The organism is Tardiphaga sp. 813_E8_N1_3 (assembly GCF_051811025.1).
Classification (GTDB): domain Bacteria; phylum Pseudomonadota; class Alphaproteobacteria; order Rhizobiales; family Xanthobacteraceae; genus Tardiphaga.
Window position 1 is genome coordinate 1800290 of the sequence record NZ_JBPWQE010000001.1, and the last position, 16023, is coordinate 1816312.

Genomic DNA, 16023 nt, shown 5'->3' on the forward strand with positions numbered 1-16023 from the left:
CTCCGTTCAGCGCTGCGTCAGGAAGCCGACTACGGCGTCAGTGAAGGCGTAGGGCTGTTCAACGTTCGAGATGTGGGCGGCATCCAGGAGCGTCATGCTGGCGCCGGGGATGTTGCTGCGGATGAGTTCGCCGGCAGCGACCGGCGTCGCATTGTCCTGACGGCCGGCGATCACCAGCGTTGGGCTTTTGATCTTGGGCAGCAGCGCGCGCTGATCAAGCGTGCTCAGCGCTTCGCAGGCGGCGAGATAGCCTTCGACGGGGGAGGCGATCAGCATCGCCTTCATCTTCGCGGTGGTCTCGGGCTCGCGCTCGCGGAAGTCGGCGGTGAGCCAGCCGCCGATGACGGCGTCGGCCACCGCGGCGAGGCCACCCTCACGCACCGCCTTGATGCGGTTGTGCCAGTTGGTCGGATCCGGATAGTAGCAGCTGGTGTTGGCCAGGATGATCTTGTTGAAACGCTCAGGCGCGTTGGCGCCTAACCACTGGCCGACCATGCCGCCCATCGACAACCCGCACCAATGCACCTTATCGATGTTGAGGTCGTCGAGGATCGCCAGCACGTCCTTGCCGTAGCGCTCCATCGAGGTCGGGCCGTTCATGCCGGACTTGCCGTGGCCACGCCGATCGTAGCGGATCACGCGAAACAGCTTTGTCAGCGCCGGCATCTGCGGCTCCCACATGGCCATGGTGCAGCCGAGCGAATTCGACATCATCAGCGTCGGCCCGCTGTCGCGGCCCTCCACGGAGACATTCAGCAGGCAGCCGTCGGCGTCGATCATGGGCATGGTGTGTCTCCCGAGTTTCTTCTTAAGCGAATGAGGCGAGCAGGCGGTCGATCAGGGCTTGTGAGACGCCCTGATAATCCATCGGCTCGAACAGTTTGGCGATCGCGGCAGCGCTAAGCTGCGCGCTGACCTTGGGATCGGCCGTGAGCACATCGCGCAGATGTTTTTTCTCGGCTACCGCGCGCTTGGTGGCGGTTTCGATCAGATGATGGGCGTCGCTCTTGCCGAGCTTTTCGGCGAGCGCGAAGGTCACGGCTTCGGCCATGATCAGCCCATGGGTGGTGTCGAGATTGCTGCGCATCCGCTCGGCATCGATCTCGAGCCCCTCGGCAATATCGACGATGGCGGCAAGAGCGCCCGATGTTACCAGCAGCAATGTCGGCAGCGTTGGCCATTCCGCGTGCCACGGTCCGGCACTGCGTTCGTGATCCTGGATCTGAGCGGCAAAGATCGTTGCAGCGAGATTCGGCGCCATAGTCGCGGCGCCAAGCGCGGAGGCTGATGCCACAGGGTTGCGCTTGTGCGGCATGGTGGAGGAGCCGCCTCGGCCTTCGCCAGAGGGCTCGAACGCTTCGCCGACATCGGTCTGCATCATCAAGGAGACATCGCGGGCGATCTTGCCGCATGTGCCGGACAGGATCGCCAGCACGGAAGCAACTTCGGCGATACGGTCGCGATGGGTGTGCCATGGCGCATCGGGCAGCGGCAGCTGCAATTCCTTGGCGAGCTGCTCTGCAACGACGAGGCCCTTGTCGCCGAGCGCAGCCAGCGTGCCGGCGGCGCCGCCGAATTGCAGTGCGAGGCCTTCGGCGCGCAATCGTTTCAGCCGCAGGCGTGAGCGGTGCAGTGCCGAGGCATATTCGGCGAGCTTCAGCCCGAACGGCATCGGCAGCGCGTGCTGCAGCCATGTGCGGGCGACTACAGCGGTGTTGCGATGCTTGACCGCAAGGGCTGCAAAGCCGGCGATGGCGCGGTCGAGATCCGCGAGGAGAGCGTCAATGGCGGCGCGCAGGCCGAGCATGGTGGCGCTGTCGATGACATCCTGGCTCGTGGCGCCCCAATGCACGTAGCGCGCGGCCTCGGCATCGACCTTCGCCACTTTGGCAGTGAGCGTCTTGACCAGCGGAATCGCGAGGTTACCGGACCGCGTGGCTGCCTCGGCGAGGGCAGCCAGATCGAACTGATCAGCTTTGCAAGCGGCTTCGATCGCCGTCACGGCGCTGGCTGGAATCACCCCTGTGGCGGCTTCGGCCCGTGCCAGTGCGGCTTCGAAGTCCAGCATATGCTGCAAATGGGCGGTATCATCGCAGACCGCGCGCATCGCGGGGCTCGACAACAAGGGCGCCAGCAGAGGGGACAGGGATGTGCTCATTTGTGCGGGACCTAACCATTCCGGCGAGAGTCTGCCAATCCCCCGCAATCTTCCTGTCGCCGTCACCTGTTGCACTGCGAATAGGCATCGCGCCATCCCGCGGACGGTCTTTCCTTTGCGCCGTCTGTGCATTACTTGGGATCGACGGTCTATTCCCCTTGGGGGACAGCCTCAATTCCGGACGGCGACAAATTCAGGAGACAGACCCATGGCCATGACGATGAGCGGTGAAGTCCAGCTTGCCGCGCCCCGCGAAGTGGTGTGGGGAAAGCTCAACGACCCCGCAGTGCTGAAGGCCTGCATCCCGGGCTGCGAAGAGCTCGAGACCACCGAGGAAGGCGGCTTCCGCGCCACGGCCAAGATCAAGGTCGGCCCGGTTTCCGCCCGCTTCAAGGGCAAGGTCACGCTGAGCGATCTCGATCCGCCGAACGGCTACAAGATCACCGGTGAAGGCGAAGGCGGCGTGGCCGGCTTTGCCAAGGGCGGCGCTGTCGTCGGCCTCACCGACAAGGATGGCGGCACGCTCCTGACCTACAATGTGGAAGCCCAGATCGGCGGCAAGCTGGCCCAGCTCGGTCAGCGCCTCATCAACGGTTCGGCCAAGAAGATCGCCGACGAGTTCTTCGCGAATTTCGCCAAAGCCGTTCAGGGCTAAGTCCGGAGCGTCTAATAGCGGCGATCAAGTATGCTTGATACCGCAGAAAAACACACCAGAGACCGTCCCGACTTGAGGTTGCTCATTGCCGGGATGGGCCATATTATGCATTTGGAATGATTTTAATGACCGTGTCGCCACGCAATGGGACGCGGACCAAGAGAGTGCATATGGCCAAAATCTCGATGATCGTGAACGGCAATCCCGTCACCGGCAATATCGATCCGCGCACATTGCTGGTGCAGTTTCTGCGTGAGAATCTGCGGCTCACCGGCACCCATGTGGGTTGCGACACGTCGCAATGCGGTGCCTGCGTTGTGCATCTCGACGGCAAAGCCGTGAAGTCCTGCACCACGCTCGCTGTCATGGCCGACGGTCACGAGGTGAAAACCATCGAAGGTCTCGCAGCCGATGGCGCGCCGCTGCATCCGATGCAGGAAGCGTTTCGCGAGCATCACGGCCTGCAGTGCGGCTTCTGCACTCCCGGCATGATCATGACCGCGGTGGACCTCGTGCATCGCAAGGGGCATGATCTTAGCGATCATCTGATCCGCGAAGAACTCGAAGGCAATCTCTGTCGCTGCACCGGTTATCAGAACATCGTGGCGTCGATCGCAGCCGGCGCCAAAGCGATGGCGAAGTCCGATCTCGCATAACGACGCACAACGATAATCGCGCACCGCGAATCAGGGATCCCCACCCATGTATGAATTCAAATATCACCGTCCGTCGACCGTGCGGCAGGCCGCCAATCTCCTTATCAAGAACGAAGACGCCAAGCTGATCGCCGGTGGCCACACGCTGGTGCCGGTCATGAAGCAGCGCCTGGCCGCGCCGCCGCACATCATCGATCTCTCGCATATCGAGGGTGTCGACGGCATCGAGATGAAGGGGCGCTCGCTGGTGATCGGCGCGCTCGCCAAGCATGCCGCTGTCGCGGCGTCGCCGATCGTTGGCGAAGCCATTCCGGCACTGGCCGAACTCGCGGGCCTGATCGGCGATCCCGCCGTGCGCCACAAGGGCACCATTGGTGGTTCGCTCGCCAATAACGATCCCACCGCGGACTATCCAGCGGCTGTGATGGCCCTCGGTGCCACCATTACCACCAACAAGCGCAAGCTGACGCCGGAAGAGTTCTTCCAGGGGCTGTTCACCACGGCCCTGGAAACCGACGAGATCATCACCAAGATCTCGTTCCCGGTGCCGAAGAAGGCCGCCTATATCAAGTTCCGCAACCAGGCCTCGCGCTACGCGCTGGTCGGTGTGTTCGTGGCGCGTCTGCCTTCGGGCGTGCGGGTCACGGTCACTGGTGCAGGCTCGGATGGCGTGTTCCGCGTCGAGGAGTTCGAGGCTGCGTTGCAGAAGCGGTTCTCGCCAAAGGCGCTGGACGGGCTTACGGTGCCTGCCGACGGCCTCAACAGCGATCTCCATGGCAGCGCTGAATATCGCGCGCATCTGATTGGCGTGCTGGCCAAGCGCGCGGTCGAAGCCGCCAACAACCGGGCCTGATATTTGTCAGGTCCGCACTTTCCCGGATTGGTTCTCTCATGACTAAGCCATCGGCGCTCCCCACCTCCGTCGATGGCATGCTGGAATTGCTGACGTCGCGCGGCTATCTCGCCGAGCGATCGCTGGCGACAGTTACCTATCTGGCATTGAAGATGGGCCGGCCGCTGTTTCTCGAAGGCGAGGCCGGCGTCGGCAAGACCGAGATCGCCAAGGTGCTGTCGGCTGCGCTTGGTCGCAAGCTGATCCGGCTGCAGTGCTATGAAGGTCTCGATGTCTCGTCCGCTGTCTATGAGTGGAACAGCGCGTCGCAGATGATCGCGATCCGTCTGGCGGAGGCCGCCGGCGATACCGACCGCGATCAGCTATCCAGCGACATCTTCGCCGAGCGCTATCTCATCAAGCGTCCGCTCCTGCAGGCGCTGGAGCCAGACGTGAATGGTGCGCCTGTCTTGCTGATCGACGAACTCGATCGTGCGGACGAGGCGTTCGAGGCGTATCTGCTCGAAATTCTGAGCGACTTCCAGGTCACCATCCCCGAACTCGGCACCGTAAAGGCGCCGGCGCCGCCGATTGTCATCGTTACCTCGAATCGTACCCGTGAAATCCACGACGCGCTGAAGCGCCGTTGTCTGTATCATTGGGTCGACTATCCCAACGCCGAGCGCGAGCTCGCTATCGTCAAGTCGCGCGTGCCGGGCATCTCCGCCAAACTCTCGCAGCAGGTGGTGAGATTCGTGCAGGCACTGCGCGATCAGGACTTCTACAAGTCGCCGGGTGTCGCCGAAACACTGGACTGGGCGACTGCGCTGACTGAACTCGACGCCCGCTCGCTGACGCCGCAGGTGGTGGGCGATACGCTGGGTGCGCTGTTGAAGTATCAGGACGACATCCAGCGCATGCAGGGCGATGCGCTGGCGCAGGTGATCAAGGAAGCGACGAGCGAGAATTGAAACTCGTCGTTCCGGGGCGACGCTCTTGCGTCGAACCCGGAACCTCGAAATGTTCGTGCAAAACATCTCGGGATTCCGGGTTCGATCGCGAAGGCGCGACCGCCCCGGAATGACAGAGAGAGACAACATGTCCATCGATCATCTCAATCCACCGACCGGCCAGATAGCAGACAATGTCATCGGCTTTGCGCGTGCGCTCCGCGCCGCTGGCCTGCCGGTCGGGCCGGGTGCGGTGATCGATGCGCTGAATGCCTTACAGATGATCGAGATCGGCAAGCGCGCCGACGTATTCACGACATTGGAATCGATCTTCGTCAAACGCCACGAGCATGCGCTGGTGTTTGCCCAGGCCTTCGATCTGTTCTTCCGTGCGGCCGACGAATGGAAGCAGATGCTGGATTCGGTGCCGCTGCCCGACGATGCCAAGCGCAAGCCGCCTCCGGCCTCGCGCCGCGTGCAGGAGGCGATGGCGCAGCCGGCGCAGGGCGCAGAGCGTGAAGCACCGCAGGAGCAGGAGATCAGGCTGTCGGTCTCCGACCGCGAGGTTTTGCAGAAGAAGGATTTTGCGCAGATGAGCGCCGCGGAGATCGCCGAGGTCACGCGCGCTATCGCCAATATGCGGCTGCCGCAAGCTGAACTGCGCACACGCCGCACCCAGCCGGACAAGCACGGCGCGCGGCTCGATCTGCGGCGCACGCTGCGCGGCAGCCTGCGCACCGGCGGCGACATCATCGATATTCGCAGGCTAGGCCTGATCGATAAGCCGGCGCCGATTGTCGCGTTGCTCGATATCTCCGGCTCGATGAGCGAATATACCCGGCTGTTCCTGCACTTCCTTCATGCCATTACGGACGCCCGCAAGCGCGTCTCGGTTTTTCTGTTTGGCACCCGGCTGACCAATGTGACGCGGGCGCTGCGGTCGCGTGATCCCGACGAGGCGCTGGCCTCGTGCTCGGCCTCGGTGGAAGACTGGGCCGGCGGCACGCGCATTTCCGCGTCGCTGCATAATTTCAACAAGCTGTGGGGACGGCGGGTGCTCGGGCAGGGAGCCATCGTGCTGCTGATCTCCGACGGGCTGGAGCGCGAAGCGGATTCGCAGCTGGCCTTCGAAATGGACCGGTTGCATCGCTCCTGCCGGCGGCTGATCTGGCTCAACCCGCTATTGCGCTTCGACGGGTTCGAACCGAAGGCGCAGGGCATCAAAATGATGCTCCCGCACGTTGACGAATTCCGCCCGGTGCATAATTTGAGTTCGATCGACGGACTGATCAAGGCGCTGTCATCGGTGCCCCCGGTCCATCACCGCAGCCTGATCCGGCCCGCAGCTTAAGAGAGGCTTCCATGCTCAATCGCGATGAAGACATCCTGCAGGCCGCCGAGGCGTGGCAGAAGGCCGGGCACGGCGTGGCGCTGGCAACCGTGGTTGAGACTTGGGGTTCGGCGCCGCGCCCCGCAGGCTCGAATCTCGTCATCAATGACGACGGCACCTTCCTGGGGTCGGTCTCTGGCGGCTGCGTCGAAGGCGCCGTGGTCACCGAGGCGCTTGATGTGATTGCGAGTGGCGAGCCAAAATTGCTCGAATTCGGTGTGGCTGACGAAACCGCCTGGAATGTCGGCCTGTCCTGCGGCGGCACCATCCGCGTGTTCGTCGAGAAGGTCGGTCAGTCGTGAAAGCCGAGACACTTGCCACCCTGAACACGGAACGCGCCGCCCGGCGTCCTGTCATTTTGATCACCGATATATCCAACGGAACACAACGCCTGGTGAAGGCTGCCGATTTCGGGGCTGATCCACTGCATGCCGAGCTCGAAAAGCAGCTTCGCATGGGCAAGAGCGCGATGGTCGAGTCGGACGGCAAGAAGCTGTTCCTGAACGTCTACGCGCCGACCGCACGCCTCGTGATCATCGGCGCCGTCCATATCAGCCAGGCGCTGGCGCCGCTGGCACGCTCGCTGGATTACGATGTGACGGTGGTCGATCCGCGCACAGCCTTTGCCAGCCCCGAGCGCTTCCCGGACGTGAAGCTGATCGCTGAATGGCCCGAAGAGGCGCTGCCGGGCCTCAACATTGATCACTACACGGCCTTCGTCGCGGTGACCCATGATCCGAAGATTGACGATCCCGCGCTGCTGCACGCGTTCGAGAAGAACTGCTTCTATATCGGCGCGCTCGGTTCGCGAAAGACTCATGCGAAGCGCGGCGATCGGCTGAAGGCGCAGGGCGTCAGCGAGGCAGACTTCGCGCGGATCAAGGCGCCGATCGGTCTCAATATCGGTGCTGTTTCGCCATCGGAGATTGCGGTCTCGATCATGGCCGAGATCACCGCCGAACTGCGTATGCCCAAAGTGAGTGCCGTATGAAATTCGGTCCTGCCAGCCCGGCAGATGCGTTAGGCGGCGTGACCGTCCATACCCTGCGTCAGGGCTCGCTCGTTCTCAAGAAGGGCACCACTATCGGTCCCGATGAAGTCGCAGCGCTGACCAGCGCCGGCGTCAAGGACGTGGTCGTCGTGCGTCTCGAGGACGGCGATGTGTCCGAGGACGTCGCTGCCGCCAGTATCGCGCAGGCAGTGGCGGGCGAGGGCGTCAATGTCGAGCGCGCCTTCACGGGCCGCGCCAATCTGTTTGCGGGGACTCCGGGTATGCTGGTCGTCGATCGGGCGATCGTCGATCGTATCAATGCCGTCGATGAAGCAATCACCTTTGCAACACTGGCGGCTTACAAGCCGGTGGTCGAAGGCGAGATGATCGCGACCGTCAAGCTGATCCCGTTCGGCGTCGCCGGTACGCTGCGCGACGCGGCCGTTCAGGCTGCCTCGGGCGGCGCAATGCGGATCGCGCCTTACGCGGTCAAAAAAGTCGGCATCGTCTCGACGCTGTTGCCGGGGCTGTCGCCGAAGGTGATAGACAAGACGCTGCGTGTGACTGAAGAACGCCTTGCGCCTGCCGGTGCGAAGATCATCGCTGAGCGCCGCGTGCCGCACGATGAGAAGGTGCTGGCAAAGACAATCAAGGAACTGCTCGGGCTCGGCGCCGAACTGGTGATCGTGTTCGGAGCCTCGGCCATTGCCGACCGCCGCGATGTCATTCCGTCGGCGATCGAACAGATCGGTGGCGCCATCGAACATTTCGGCATGCCGGTCGATCCCGGCAATCTGCTTCTGATCGGCCGGGCCGGCAACGTGCCGGTGCTGGGCGCGCCAGGTTGCGCGCGGTCGCCGGTGGAAAATGGTTTCGACTGGGTGCTGATGCGGCTGCTGGCCGGCCTCAAGGTGACCCGCGCCGATCTCACCGGCATGGGCGTTGGCGGTTTGCTGATGGAAATCGTCACCCGGCCACAGCCGCGCGTGCCCGTCGGCAGCGATGGCAACAGCAACGTCGCCGCCGTCATTCTGGCTGCCGGCCGTTCGACCAGGATGGGCGGGCCGAACAAGCTGCTCGCCGAACTCAACGGCAAGGCATTGGTCCGGATCGTCGCCGAACAGGCGATCGCATCGAAAGCGTCGAGCGTAACGGTGGTGACAGGTCACCAGGCCCCAGAGGTCGAGAAGGCGCTGGCCGGACTTAAAGTCACGTTCGTCTACAACCCTGATTTTGCCGATGGCCTTGCCAGTTCGGTGAAGGCCGGCATCGCGGCAGTCCCGGCCGATGCCAATGGAGCTGTGGTCTGTCTCGGCGACATGCCGCTGATCGATGCCCGGTTGATCGACCGCCTGATCGAGACCTTCGCGCCGGATCGCGGCAACCTCATCGTCGTTCCTGTGAGCGAGGGCCGTCGCGGTAATCCCGTGTTGTGGTCTCGGCGCTTCTTCAACGAGTTGATGACGCTGGACGGCGATATCGGCGCTCGGCACCTGATCATGAAGCACGCTGAAGCCGTTGCCGATGTAGCGGTCGAAGGTCACGGCGCCTTCCTCGATATCGATACGCCGCAGGCGTTGGAAGACGCGCGGAGCGGCTGAGCATCCCGGATGCGGCGGCCCGCCGCATTTCGCTTTTGTTCACCAAGTTGAAACGCCCTCCCTGTAGCGTCTGCCTCGTTCGGCCTCGGGGGAGGGGAAATTGTCATTGTTTGTTGCCGCGCGTCGTCGCGCGATTCTCGCCGTTGCCTTGTTGATGAGCTTAGGCACCATGGATGTGGCTTCGGCCGCTGGTGCCCTCGCCGTGGGCAAGTGCGGTGCCTATGGCCAGGCCTTCGACTATTTGGCGCAGGATGCGGCCCTTGCCGCTGCCAGGAAGCAATGCAAGGGTGAATGCACGACGGTGACGATCAAGCGTGCCTGCGCGGCCTTCGCCGTCGATATGAAGAATCCCTGCGGCGCGCACGGCTATGCAGTGGCGCCGCGCATTTCCAGCTCGCTGAATCAGGCGACCAAGAAATGTTACGATTATGGCGGCAAGGAGTGCGTCATTCGCGCCTGGGCCTGCGACGCCAAGGGCTAGAGCTCCCTGACAAATATCTCGTTCAATGCGCCTGCGGCAGCTAGACTGCTGCAATGATTCAATTTTTCCGGACACTTTTGAAGCCTGCCGCCGACGCCGATCCGTCCGTTCGGGAATTTCGCAAGGCGCTGAGCCGCGAGATGCTGTTGACCGAGCGGTTGCGGGTCAAGACGGTGATCGGCACCGTGGTGATCGTGACGCTGTCACTGTCCATCGGCTATTTGCTGGCGCCGTCGAGCTTCGCGCGCATATCCAATGGCCAGTTCGATCTCGCATCGTCTTTTATGATCACGGTCCCGCTGCTGCTGTTCGAGTTCTTCGTTCTTTATAAGGTCAATCAGCGCATCGCTGCAGGGCAGGATATTGCGCACGGGCGGCGCTATCTGAGCGCACTCATCGAGACCAGCATTCCGACTGCAGCACTACATCTCCATATGGGCTGGATGGGGCCGGCGGCGGCGTTGGCATTTGCGGCGCCTTTGTCCTATTTCATCTTCATCATTCTATCCACGCTTCGGCTCGATTTCTGGCTGTCGACGTTTACCGGCTTTGTCGCGGCCGCCCAGATGCTCGCGATGGCCATGCTGTATCATCCGGTGCAATTCGCCTCGGAACCCGCACCGGATTTAGCGTTTCAGCTTATCCGCAGCGCCATGGTCCTGCTCTGCGGTATTCTTGCGGGCGCGGTCGGCTTGCAACTCCGTCGCCAGTTCGAGGCGAGCATCGCGGCAACTTCGGCGCGCGATCGTGTCACCAATCTGTTCGGTCAGCATGTCTCGCCGCAGGTTGTGGAGCAGTTGCTGGCGTCGGGAACGAGCTCCACGACCGAGATGCGTCAGGTCGCGGTGATGTTCGTCGATATCCGTAACTTTACCGCAGCGACCCGTGTGCATTCGCCCCGCGAGGTGGTGGATCGGCTCGACGAGACGTTTGCATTGCTGGTCGATGTGCTGGATCGACATTCCGGGATCGTGAACAAGTTTCTGGGTGACGGATTTCTCGCGCTGTTCGGAGCGCCCATTGAGGATCCGAATGCGGCGCATTGCGCCGTGCAGGCGGCACGCGAGATGCTCATAGCTGTCGAGAAAAGCAATCAGGACAGTGAATGGCCACTGCGCATCGGCATCGGGCTCCATATCGGAACCGTGATTGCCGGCAATGTCGGCTCCCCGCGCCGCAAGGAATACACCGTCATCGGCGATACCGTGAACTTCGCGGCCCGGCTTGAGGCGCTCAACAAACAGTTCGGCTCGCAATTACTGATCTCTGCCTCCATACGCGATGCGTTGGGCAATGCCTGCAGCGACGCGGAGCTGCTCGGCGATGTGCCGATCCGCGGCTATGACTTGCCGCAGGCTATCTGGCGCTTGGGCTGAGTGCTGCGTCAGTTCTCGAAGAATGGCGCGCGGGGCGGTCGCATGACCATGCCGAAGCGCGCATAGACTCCTTGGCGCTCGAAATTGTCCCGCACATGTCCCGCGGCGAATGACCATTCGTAGGGGCCGGTGCGCAAGCCAGTCAGATGGCCGCCGATCCGGGTCTGTTGGCTGAAATAGTCATTCGACAGTGCGGCCTCCGGGCCGATCCAGAACAAATCGAACAGGCGCCAGCCGGCCGCAATGCGCGTGGTATAGCCAGTGTCGATGGTCGTGCCGGAGATGGCATATTGCAGCATCAGCTCGCGTGTCGGCTCCCACCAGACATCCATCGTGCCCCGCGCGCCGAGCATCGCGCGAAGCCGGGAGCGGTGCTGATCGTGGTAGAAATAGTCGGCTTCCATGTCGAGGCCAGCCAATAGCTGAACTTCCAGATTGCCGTTTCGGATGAGGTAGCCCGGCAGGATCGCCGCGCGGCTGATCTGGGTGTAGTCGGAGCGCGCGCCTGTCGTGTAGCGTTCGAGGTTTTCCGACAAAAAGAAACGCAGGATGAAGCCATCCTTGTTCAGGCCGGCGGGAGCCCATTGCAGCCCCATATAGGCGCCGAGGCTCCAATGCGACGCGTCCACGCCGCCGAAATACATCAGACGGTCCGGCATGCCGCCGGAGAGAAAATCGAAGGCACGCCGTTTTTTGATACGCGTGTCGAACAGGGGCGACCAGAAGCTCGATGAGCCGGATGCCGGCTCGATCGTGGCATCGATCTCGCCGATATCCTGAGCCGAGGCTACGCCGCAGGAGTGTGCCGCCGCTGCAACGCATAATGCGCGTAATGCCAGTCCCCAACGCATCGAGCCCCCACCCAACGCAACAGAAACGCAACCATAAAATACAACTTAAGGTAGATTATTCTGTGGATAGGCTGATGTCCAGTGTGGATAACCGGTGAGGGAGAAATTTTGCTGATGAGCCGCCGCGGCAGCTTCAAAGCTGTGACGGCAGCAGGTTCTGAACCTTGGCGCCTTCGCGCTCCTCGATGATCTCGGCGATCCAGCGCCGATGACAGTGTTCGTGGTCGCGCTCGTAGCAGAGGATGCAGACTGGTCCGGACTTCGTCACCAGCGCCGCCAGCTCATCCATCTCCTCCCGTGCCTGCGGTGTCTTGAGATGAGCCATATAGATCTTCTCAAGCGCTGCGATCTTGCCGCTGCGTGCGGCTTCGCGGCCGTCCTTGGGCGTGCCCAGTCCGCGCAGATGGATGTAGCCGATGCCGCGCTCGTCGAGGCCGGCGGCGAGTTGGTTCTTGGAGAAACCCGGCCGCCGCGATGCGGCGACGGCACGCACATCGACCAGCAGCTTGACGCCGGCATTTTGCAATTCGTCGAGAACGGCTTTCGCGGGTGTCTGCTCGTAACCGATGGTGAAGAGGCGGGGTGTCTTGCGGGCCATGTGAGCATCCAGGTGATCGACAAATGATTGGCACAATGTCGCGGCTAGCCGCGAGGCGTTGCTCCGATCTGCAACATGACACATAGTGAACTCAACAAACTCCGCCAGTTCAATGGCTGATATCACCGGGGGAATAATGCTTCGCATGGTTGGTGCTCTGAGCGCGGTCGCGCTCGCGCTGGTGTCCTTTCATTCTGCAGTGTCGGCACAAGGCATCTATCCGGATCGTCCTGTCAGGATCATCGTGCCGATCGCCCCCGGCGGGAGCTACGATCTGGTCGGACGGCATCTCGCCGATGCGCTGGCAAAGCGAACGGGGCAGGCGTTCTTCGTCGAGAACAAGCCCGGGGCAGGTACTGTCGTGGGCACGCAGGCTGCCGCCCAGAGCGACGCGGACGGCTATACGCTGATGGTTGGCGGCCTCTCCAACATGGCCTTCAACTCCGCGCTTTACGCCAAGCTTGCCTACGATCCGCTGAAGGATTTCGTGCCGGTCGCGCTGGTCTACAAGTTTGGCTACGTGATGGTCGGCCGCAAGGATCTGCCGCAGCAGTCGCCGAAGGAGATCGTTGCTGCCGCATTGGACAGGCCGGGATCGATCACCGTGGCGACCGCCGGCGTCGGGACCGGCCAGCAACTGGTGGCCGCAGCCTTTATGAGGTCCGCTGGCGTCAAGCTGCAGGAGGTACCCTACAGAGGGTCTCCGCCTGCTTTTGCCGATCTGCTGGCAGGCCGCATCGACCTGTTCTTCGATTCAATTGCTGCCGGGCTGCCTTATGTGCAGACGGGGCAGGTGAGGGGCATCGCGGTCCTGTCGTCGAAGCGGAGTCCGCTGGCGCCGGATGTTCCGACCATGGCGGAAGCGGGCGTGCCCGGCCTCGATGTCGATTCATGGCTGGGCATTTTCGTGCCGGCCAAAACGCCGCCTGCGGTGATCGCAAAACTCCGTCAGGATATTCGGGCGGTGTTGCCCGATCTGAAGGAGCGCTTCGAGAAGAGCGGCGGTGAGCCCTGGGATATGCCCGACGACAAGCTCGACGGCTTCATCGCATCAGAACACGCGACCTGGACAAAACTGATCCGCGAGGCAGGTATCAAACTGGATTAAGTAGCGCCCGTGGACGTTACTTTACCCGCTCGATCAGCGCCATCGCGCCGTGCGGTGCGCGCACCTTGGCCTCGTGAATCACATAGGCAAACACGTCGCGCGGCTGCTTCTTCACTTTGCCATCGCCGACACGTGGCAGGTCGCCGGGCTCGCCGCCGCCAGCCCAATCCTGAAAGCGCTTGACCCAGGCATCAAGCGCCTTGGGCGGATAGGCGGTCGGGATCGAATCCTCGCCCTTCTGTAGGCGCAGATAAACGAAGTCCGCGGTGACATCAGCGATCGCCGGATAGGTCGCGTGTTCGGAGAACACCACGGGGATCTTGTGCTCGCGCAGCAGGGCGATGAAAGCCGGCGTGCAGAAACTGTTATGCCGCACCTCGACCACGTGGCGCAGGGCGCGGCCATCCAGTTCGCGTGGCAGCAGTTCGAGGAAGCCGCCGAAATCGGCCTCGTCGAATTTCTTGGTCGGCATGAACTGCCACAGCACCGGGCCAAGCTTGTCGCCGAGTTCGAGCACGCCGGAATCATAAAAGCGCTTCACGCTATCGCCAGCTTCTGCAAGCACCTTGCGGTTGGTGGCGAAGCGCGGGCCCTTCAGCGAGAACACGAAATCATTCGGCACCTCGCTCGCCCATTTGCGAAAGCTCTCTGGCTTCTGCGAGCCATAATAGGTGCCGTTGATCTCGATGGAGGTCAGCTTGGAGGCGGCGTAGCCAAGCTCCTTCGCCTGGGTCAGCTTTTCCGGGTAAAATGTCCCGCGCCACGGCTCGAAGGTCCAGCCGCCGATGCCGATACGGATTTGTCCGGATTTCGCAACCATTGTGAGGCCGATCCTTTCAGTATTCGCCGTATTACTCAGTGTCGCGCCGGCAGCACTGGCTTGGTCACACCCTCCACGCCGGTCAGCACAAGCATCGTCAGCAGTGCATTCTGGGGCCCGATATACGCATCCACGGGCTTGTACCATTCATTGCGCGAATGCCAGTTGCCGCCCTGGCCGCCGCCGCCGATGGTCACCGCAGGAATGCCGAGCGACATCGCGAGATTGGAGTCCGTGCTGGAGCCAGCAAAGGTGACATGGGGCGCGCGGGTCAGCGTGGTCACGGCGCGCGCGGTCGCCTGCACGAGAGGAGAGTCTTCCGCGACAACGCCCGCCGGACGGTCGCCGATCAGTTTGATCTCGACAGTGATCTTGTCTGATCCCCAGCGCTTGTTTTCTTCACCAACTGCGTCCTTCACCTGATCGAGAAGCCTCGCTTCGAGTTTCAACAGTTCTTCGTCGAATTCGATCGTCATGCGAGCTTCGGCAGCGATGGCGTTGACGGATGTGCCGCCACTCACCGTTCCGACCGTGAAGGTGGTTTTCGGATCCGCGGGTGTCTGCAGCTCCGAGATTTTTGCGATTGCGCGACCCAGCGCATGTGTCGCGCTCGGCAGGCCGAATTCCTGAAAACTGTGACCGCCCGGACCCTTGAAGATCATCTCGTAGCGATGGCTTCCCGTTCCCTGGTTGACGATCCGCGTGACGCCGAGTCCGTCGATCGAGATGAAACCGTCGATGTCCTTGTTGTCGCGAAACAGGGCTTTGACGCCGCGCAGATTGCCCAGCTCTTCTTCGCCGACGCTGGCGACGAACATGACGTCCCCGACCGTCGCGATCTGCTGCGTGTTGAGGGTCTGCATCAAAGACAATAGGGCCGCGAGCCCACGGGCATCGTCACCGATCCCCGGCGCCAGATAGACGCCGTCCTTTTCCTTCACCGTGACGTCGGTCCCCTCGGGAAAGACCGTGTCCTGATGTGCGGAGATGACCAGCTTCGGCGTTCCCGCGGTGCCCTTGCGCCGGGCGATGACATTGCCCTCGGCGTCGATCACGGCGTCCTTGAAGCCCAGCTCCTGAAACCGTGACAGAATGTAGTTGCCGCGCACGTTCTCCTTGAACGGAGGCGCGGGAATTTCCGTGATCCGGATCTGCTCTTTCAGGGTGCGGGCATCGTCGGCTTTAATGGCATCGAGCGCAGCCATGATGCGCGAATCGGACAGCAGCGTCGTCGTGACGGTATCAACTGTCTGCGCGGTGACATGGCTGCTGCCGAAGGATGCCAGCGTCAGCGATGCAGCGAATAGGCATGGTCCGAGCGAGCGTCGCATGGCATCTCCGATTATCACGCGCGGAGACGATTGTGGTCGCGGTTCAGGCGGGGCTTCCGCCTCGAGAAAACCGCGCGAACGCGCCGCTGTTGACTCGGGTAAGGTAACGGGCACCCGCAAGGCTGGCTATAGCTCGCCAGCAACAGAATGGTGCCGGGGTGCGGTGTTCGCGGCCGGAATGTGGCATTGAAAGCAGCTTGGGACACCCCTTGCGGAACGTCTCCG

Annotated in this window: 17 protein-coding genes; 11 read left to right on the plus strand and 6 right to left on the minus strand. The window is 62.4% G+C overall.

Translation table 11 applies throughout. The features are described from left to right. Nucleotides 1-6: 6 nt before the first annotated feature. Nucleotides 7-786: a 3-oxoadipate enol-lactonase gene (gene pcaD / locus AB8A33_RS08340; RefSeq protein WP_068736024.1), complete on the minus strand. Its 780-nt coding sequence runs from the start codon at nucleotides 784-786 to the stop codon at nucleotides 7-9. A 22-nt stretch (nucleotides 787-808) separates the two neighbouring features. Continuing rightward, a complete protein-coding gene (locus AB8A33_RS08345; RefSeq protein ID WP_439092324.1) occupies nucleotides 809-2158 on the minus strand; it encodes a 3-carboxy-cis,cis-muconate cycloisomerase in 1350 nt (449 codons plus the stop codon). Between the two features lie 208 nt (nucleotides 2159-2366). Here AB8A33_RS08345 and AB8A33_RS08350 point away from each other — a divergent pair, with 208 nt between their 5' ends. The 10 genes from AB8A33_RS08350 (at nucleotide 2367) to AB8A33_RS08395 (ending at nucleotide 11090) form a co-directional block, all read left to right on the plus strand. Then, nucleotides 2367-2813, plus strand: coding sequence for an SRPBCC family protein (locus AB8A33_RS08350; RefSeq protein WP_089264991.1), 447 nt, complete (start codon nucleotides 2367-2369; stop codon nucleotides 2811-2813). 170 nt (nucleotides 2814-2983) lie between these two features. Further along, nucleotides 2984-3469 carry a (2Fe-2S)-binding protein gene (locus tag AB8A33_RS08355; protein WP_089264990.1) on the plus strand — a complete coding sequence of 162 codons (486 nt, stop codon included), beginning with the start codon at nucleotides 2984-2986 and terminating at the stop codon, nucleotides 3467-3469. 46 nt (nucleotides 3470-3515) lie between these two features. Then, nucleotides 3516-4322, plus strand: a complete 807-nt coding sequence (locus AB8A33_RS08360) for an FAD binding domain-containing protein (RefSeq protein ID WP_439092325.1) — start codon at nucleotides 3516-3518, stop codon at nucleotides 4320-4322. 38 nt (nucleotides 4323-4360) lie between these two features. Beyond that, nucleotides 4361-5272, plus strand: a complete 912-nt coding sequence (locus AB8A33_RS08365) for an AAA family ATPase (RefSeq protein WP_439092326.1) — start codon at nucleotides 4361-4363, stop codon at nucleotides 5270-5272. Between the two features lie 127 nt (nucleotides 5273-5399). Then, nucleotides 5400-6602, plus strand: coding sequence for a vWA domain-containing protein (locus tag AB8A33_RS08370; RefSeq protein WP_439092327.1), 1203 nt, complete (start codon nucleotides 5400-5402; stop codon nucleotides 6600-6602). Nucleotides 6603-6613: 11 nt separating this feature from the next. Then, complete coding sequence (locus AB8A33_RS08375; protein WP_068736040.1) at nucleotides 6614-6943, plus strand: XdhC family protein; 330 nt, start codon at nucleotides 6614-6616, stop codon at nucleotides 6941-6943. Further along, a complete protein-coding gene (locus tag AB8A33_RS08380; RefSeq protein WP_439092328.1) occupies nucleotides 6940-7632 on the plus strand; it encodes an XdhC family protein in 693 nt (230 codons plus the stop codon). Before AB8A33_RS08375 ends, AB8A33_RS08380 begins: the two co-directional genes overlap by 4 nt. Beyond that, the gene (locus AB8A33_RS08385) at nucleotides 7629-9233 is read left to right on the plus strand and encodes an NTP transferase domain-containing protein (RefSeq protein WP_439092329.1); all 1605 of its coding nucleotides are present in this window, start codon (nucleotides 7629-7631) and stop codon (nucleotides 9231-9233) included. The genes AB8A33_RS08380 and AB8A33_RS08385 overlap by 4 nt, the downstream gene beginning before the upstream one ends. 100 nt (nucleotides 9234-9333) lie before the next feature. Further along, nucleotides 9334-9714, plus strand: a complete 381-nt coding sequence (locus AB8A33_RS08390; RefSeq protein WP_439092330.1) for a DUF4189 domain-containing protein — start codon at nucleotides 9334-9336, stop codon at nucleotides 9712-9714. Nucleotides 9715-9767: 53 nt separating this feature from the next. Further along, nucleotides 9768-11090: an adenylate/guanylate cyclase domain-containing protein gene (locus AB8A33_RS08395; protein ID WP_439092331.1), complete on the plus strand. Its 1323-nt coding sequence runs from the start codon at nucleotides 9768-9770 to the stop codon at nucleotides 11088-11090. An 8-nt stretch (nucleotides 11091-11098) separates the two neighbouring features. Here the strand turns inward: AB8A33_RS08395 and bcsS are convergent, their stop codons facing one another. Continuing rightward, the gene (gene bcsS, locus AB8A33_RS08400) at nucleotides 11099-11941 is read right to left on the minus strand and encodes a cellulose biosynthesis protein BcsS (RefSeq protein WP_439092332.1); all 843 of its coding nucleotides are present in this window, start codon (nucleotides 11939-11941) and stop codon (nucleotides 11099-11101) included. Between the two features lie 133 nt (nucleotides 11942-12074). Continuing rightward, nucleotides 12075-12539 carry a DUF488 domain-containing protein gene (locus tag AB8A33_RS08405; protein WP_439092333.1) on the minus strand — a complete coding sequence of 155 codons (465 nt, stop codon included), beginning with the start codon at nucleotides 12537-12539 and terminating at the stop codon, nucleotides 12075-12077. Nucleotides 12540-12684: 145 nt separating this feature from the next. Here AB8A33_RS08405 and AB8A33_RS08410 point away from each other — a divergent pair, with 145 nt between their 5' ends. After that, on the plus strand, nucleotides 12685-13647 hold the full coding sequence (locus tag AB8A33_RS08410) for a Bug family tripartite tricarboxylate transporter substrate binding protein (RefSeq protein WP_439092334.1): 963 nt from the start codon (nucleotides 12685-12687) through the stop codon (nucleotides 13645-13647). A 16-nt stretch (nucleotides 13648-13663) separates the two neighbouring features. On the opposite strand, the gene AB8A33_RS08415 is transcribed toward AB8A33_RS08410, so the two are convergent. Further along, complete coding sequence (locus tag AB8A33_RS08415; RefSeq protein WP_439092335.1) at nucleotides 13664-14467, minus strand: DUF72 domain-containing protein; 804 nt, start codon at nucleotides 14465-14467, stop codon at nucleotides 13664-13666. Between the two features lie 35 nt (nucleotides 14468-14502). Continuing rightward, nucleotides 14503-15798: a M20/M25/M40 family metallo-hydrolase gene (locus AB8A33_RS08420; RefSeq protein ID WP_439092336.1), complete on the minus strand. Its 1296-nt coding sequence runs from the start codon at nucleotides 15796-15798 to the stop codon at nucleotides 14503-14505. Nucleotides 15799-16023 lie beyond the last annotated feature (225 nt).

Coding starts and splice junctions, on each gene's coding strand:
- pcaD (WP_068736024.1), bottom strand. CDS start 786: ATGCCCATGATCGACGCCGACGGCTGCCTGCTGAATGTCTCCGTGGAG.
- AB8A33_RS08345 (WP_439092324.1), bottom strand. CDS start 2,158: ATGAGCACATCCCTGTCCCCTCTGCTGGCGCCCTTGTTGTCGAGCCCC.
- AB8A33_RS08350 (WP_089264991.1), top strand. CDS start 2,367: ATGGCCATGACGATGAGCGGTGAAGTCCAGCTTGCCGCGCCCCGCGAA.
- AB8A33_RS08355 (WP_089264990.1), top strand. CDS start 2,984: ATGGCCAAAATCTCGATGATCGTGAACGGCAATCCCGTCACCGGCAAT.
- AB8A33_RS08360 (WP_439092325.1), top strand. CDS start 3,516: ATGTATGAATTCAAATATCACCGTCCGTCGACCGTGCGGCAGGCCGCC.
- AB8A33_RS08365 (WP_439092326.1), top strand. CDS start 4,361: ATGACTAAGCCATCGGCGCTCCCCACCTCCGTCGATGGCATGCTGGAA.
- AB8A33_RS08370 (WP_439092327.1), top strand. CDS start 5,400: ATGTCCATCGATCATCTCAATCCACCGACCGGCCAGATAGCAGACAAT.
- AB8A33_RS08375 (WP_068736040.1), top strand. CDS start 6,614: ATGCTCAATCGCGATGAAGACATCCTGCAGGCCGCCGAGGCGTGGCAG.
- AB8A33_RS08385 (WP_439092329.1), top strand. CDS start 7,629: ATGAAATTCGGTCCTGCCAGCCCGGCAGATGCGTTAGGCGGCGTGACC.
- AB8A33_RS08395 (WP_439092331.1), top strand. CDS start 9,768: ATGATTCAATTTTTCCGGACACTTTTGAAGCCTGCCGCCGACGCCGAT.
- bcsS (WP_439092332.1), bottom strand. CDS start 11,941: ATGCGTTGGGGACTGGCATTACGCGCATTATGCGTTGCAGCGGCGGCA.
- AB8A33_RS08405 (WP_439092333.1), bottom strand. CDS start 12,539: ATGGCCCGCAAGACACCCCGCCTCTTCACCATCGGTTACGAGCAGACA.
- AB8A33_RS08410 (WP_439092334.1), top strand. CDS start 12,685: ATGGTTGGTGCTCTGAGCGCGGTCGCGCTCGCGCTGGTGTCCTTTCAT.
- AB8A33_RS08415 (WP_439092335.1), bottom strand. CDS start 14,467: ATGGTTGCGAAATCCGGACAAATCCGTATCGGCATCGGCGGCTGGACC.
- AB8A33_RS08420 (WP_439092336.1), bottom strand. CDS start 15,798: ATGCGACGCTCGCTCGGACCATGCCTATTCGCTGCATCGCTGACGCTG.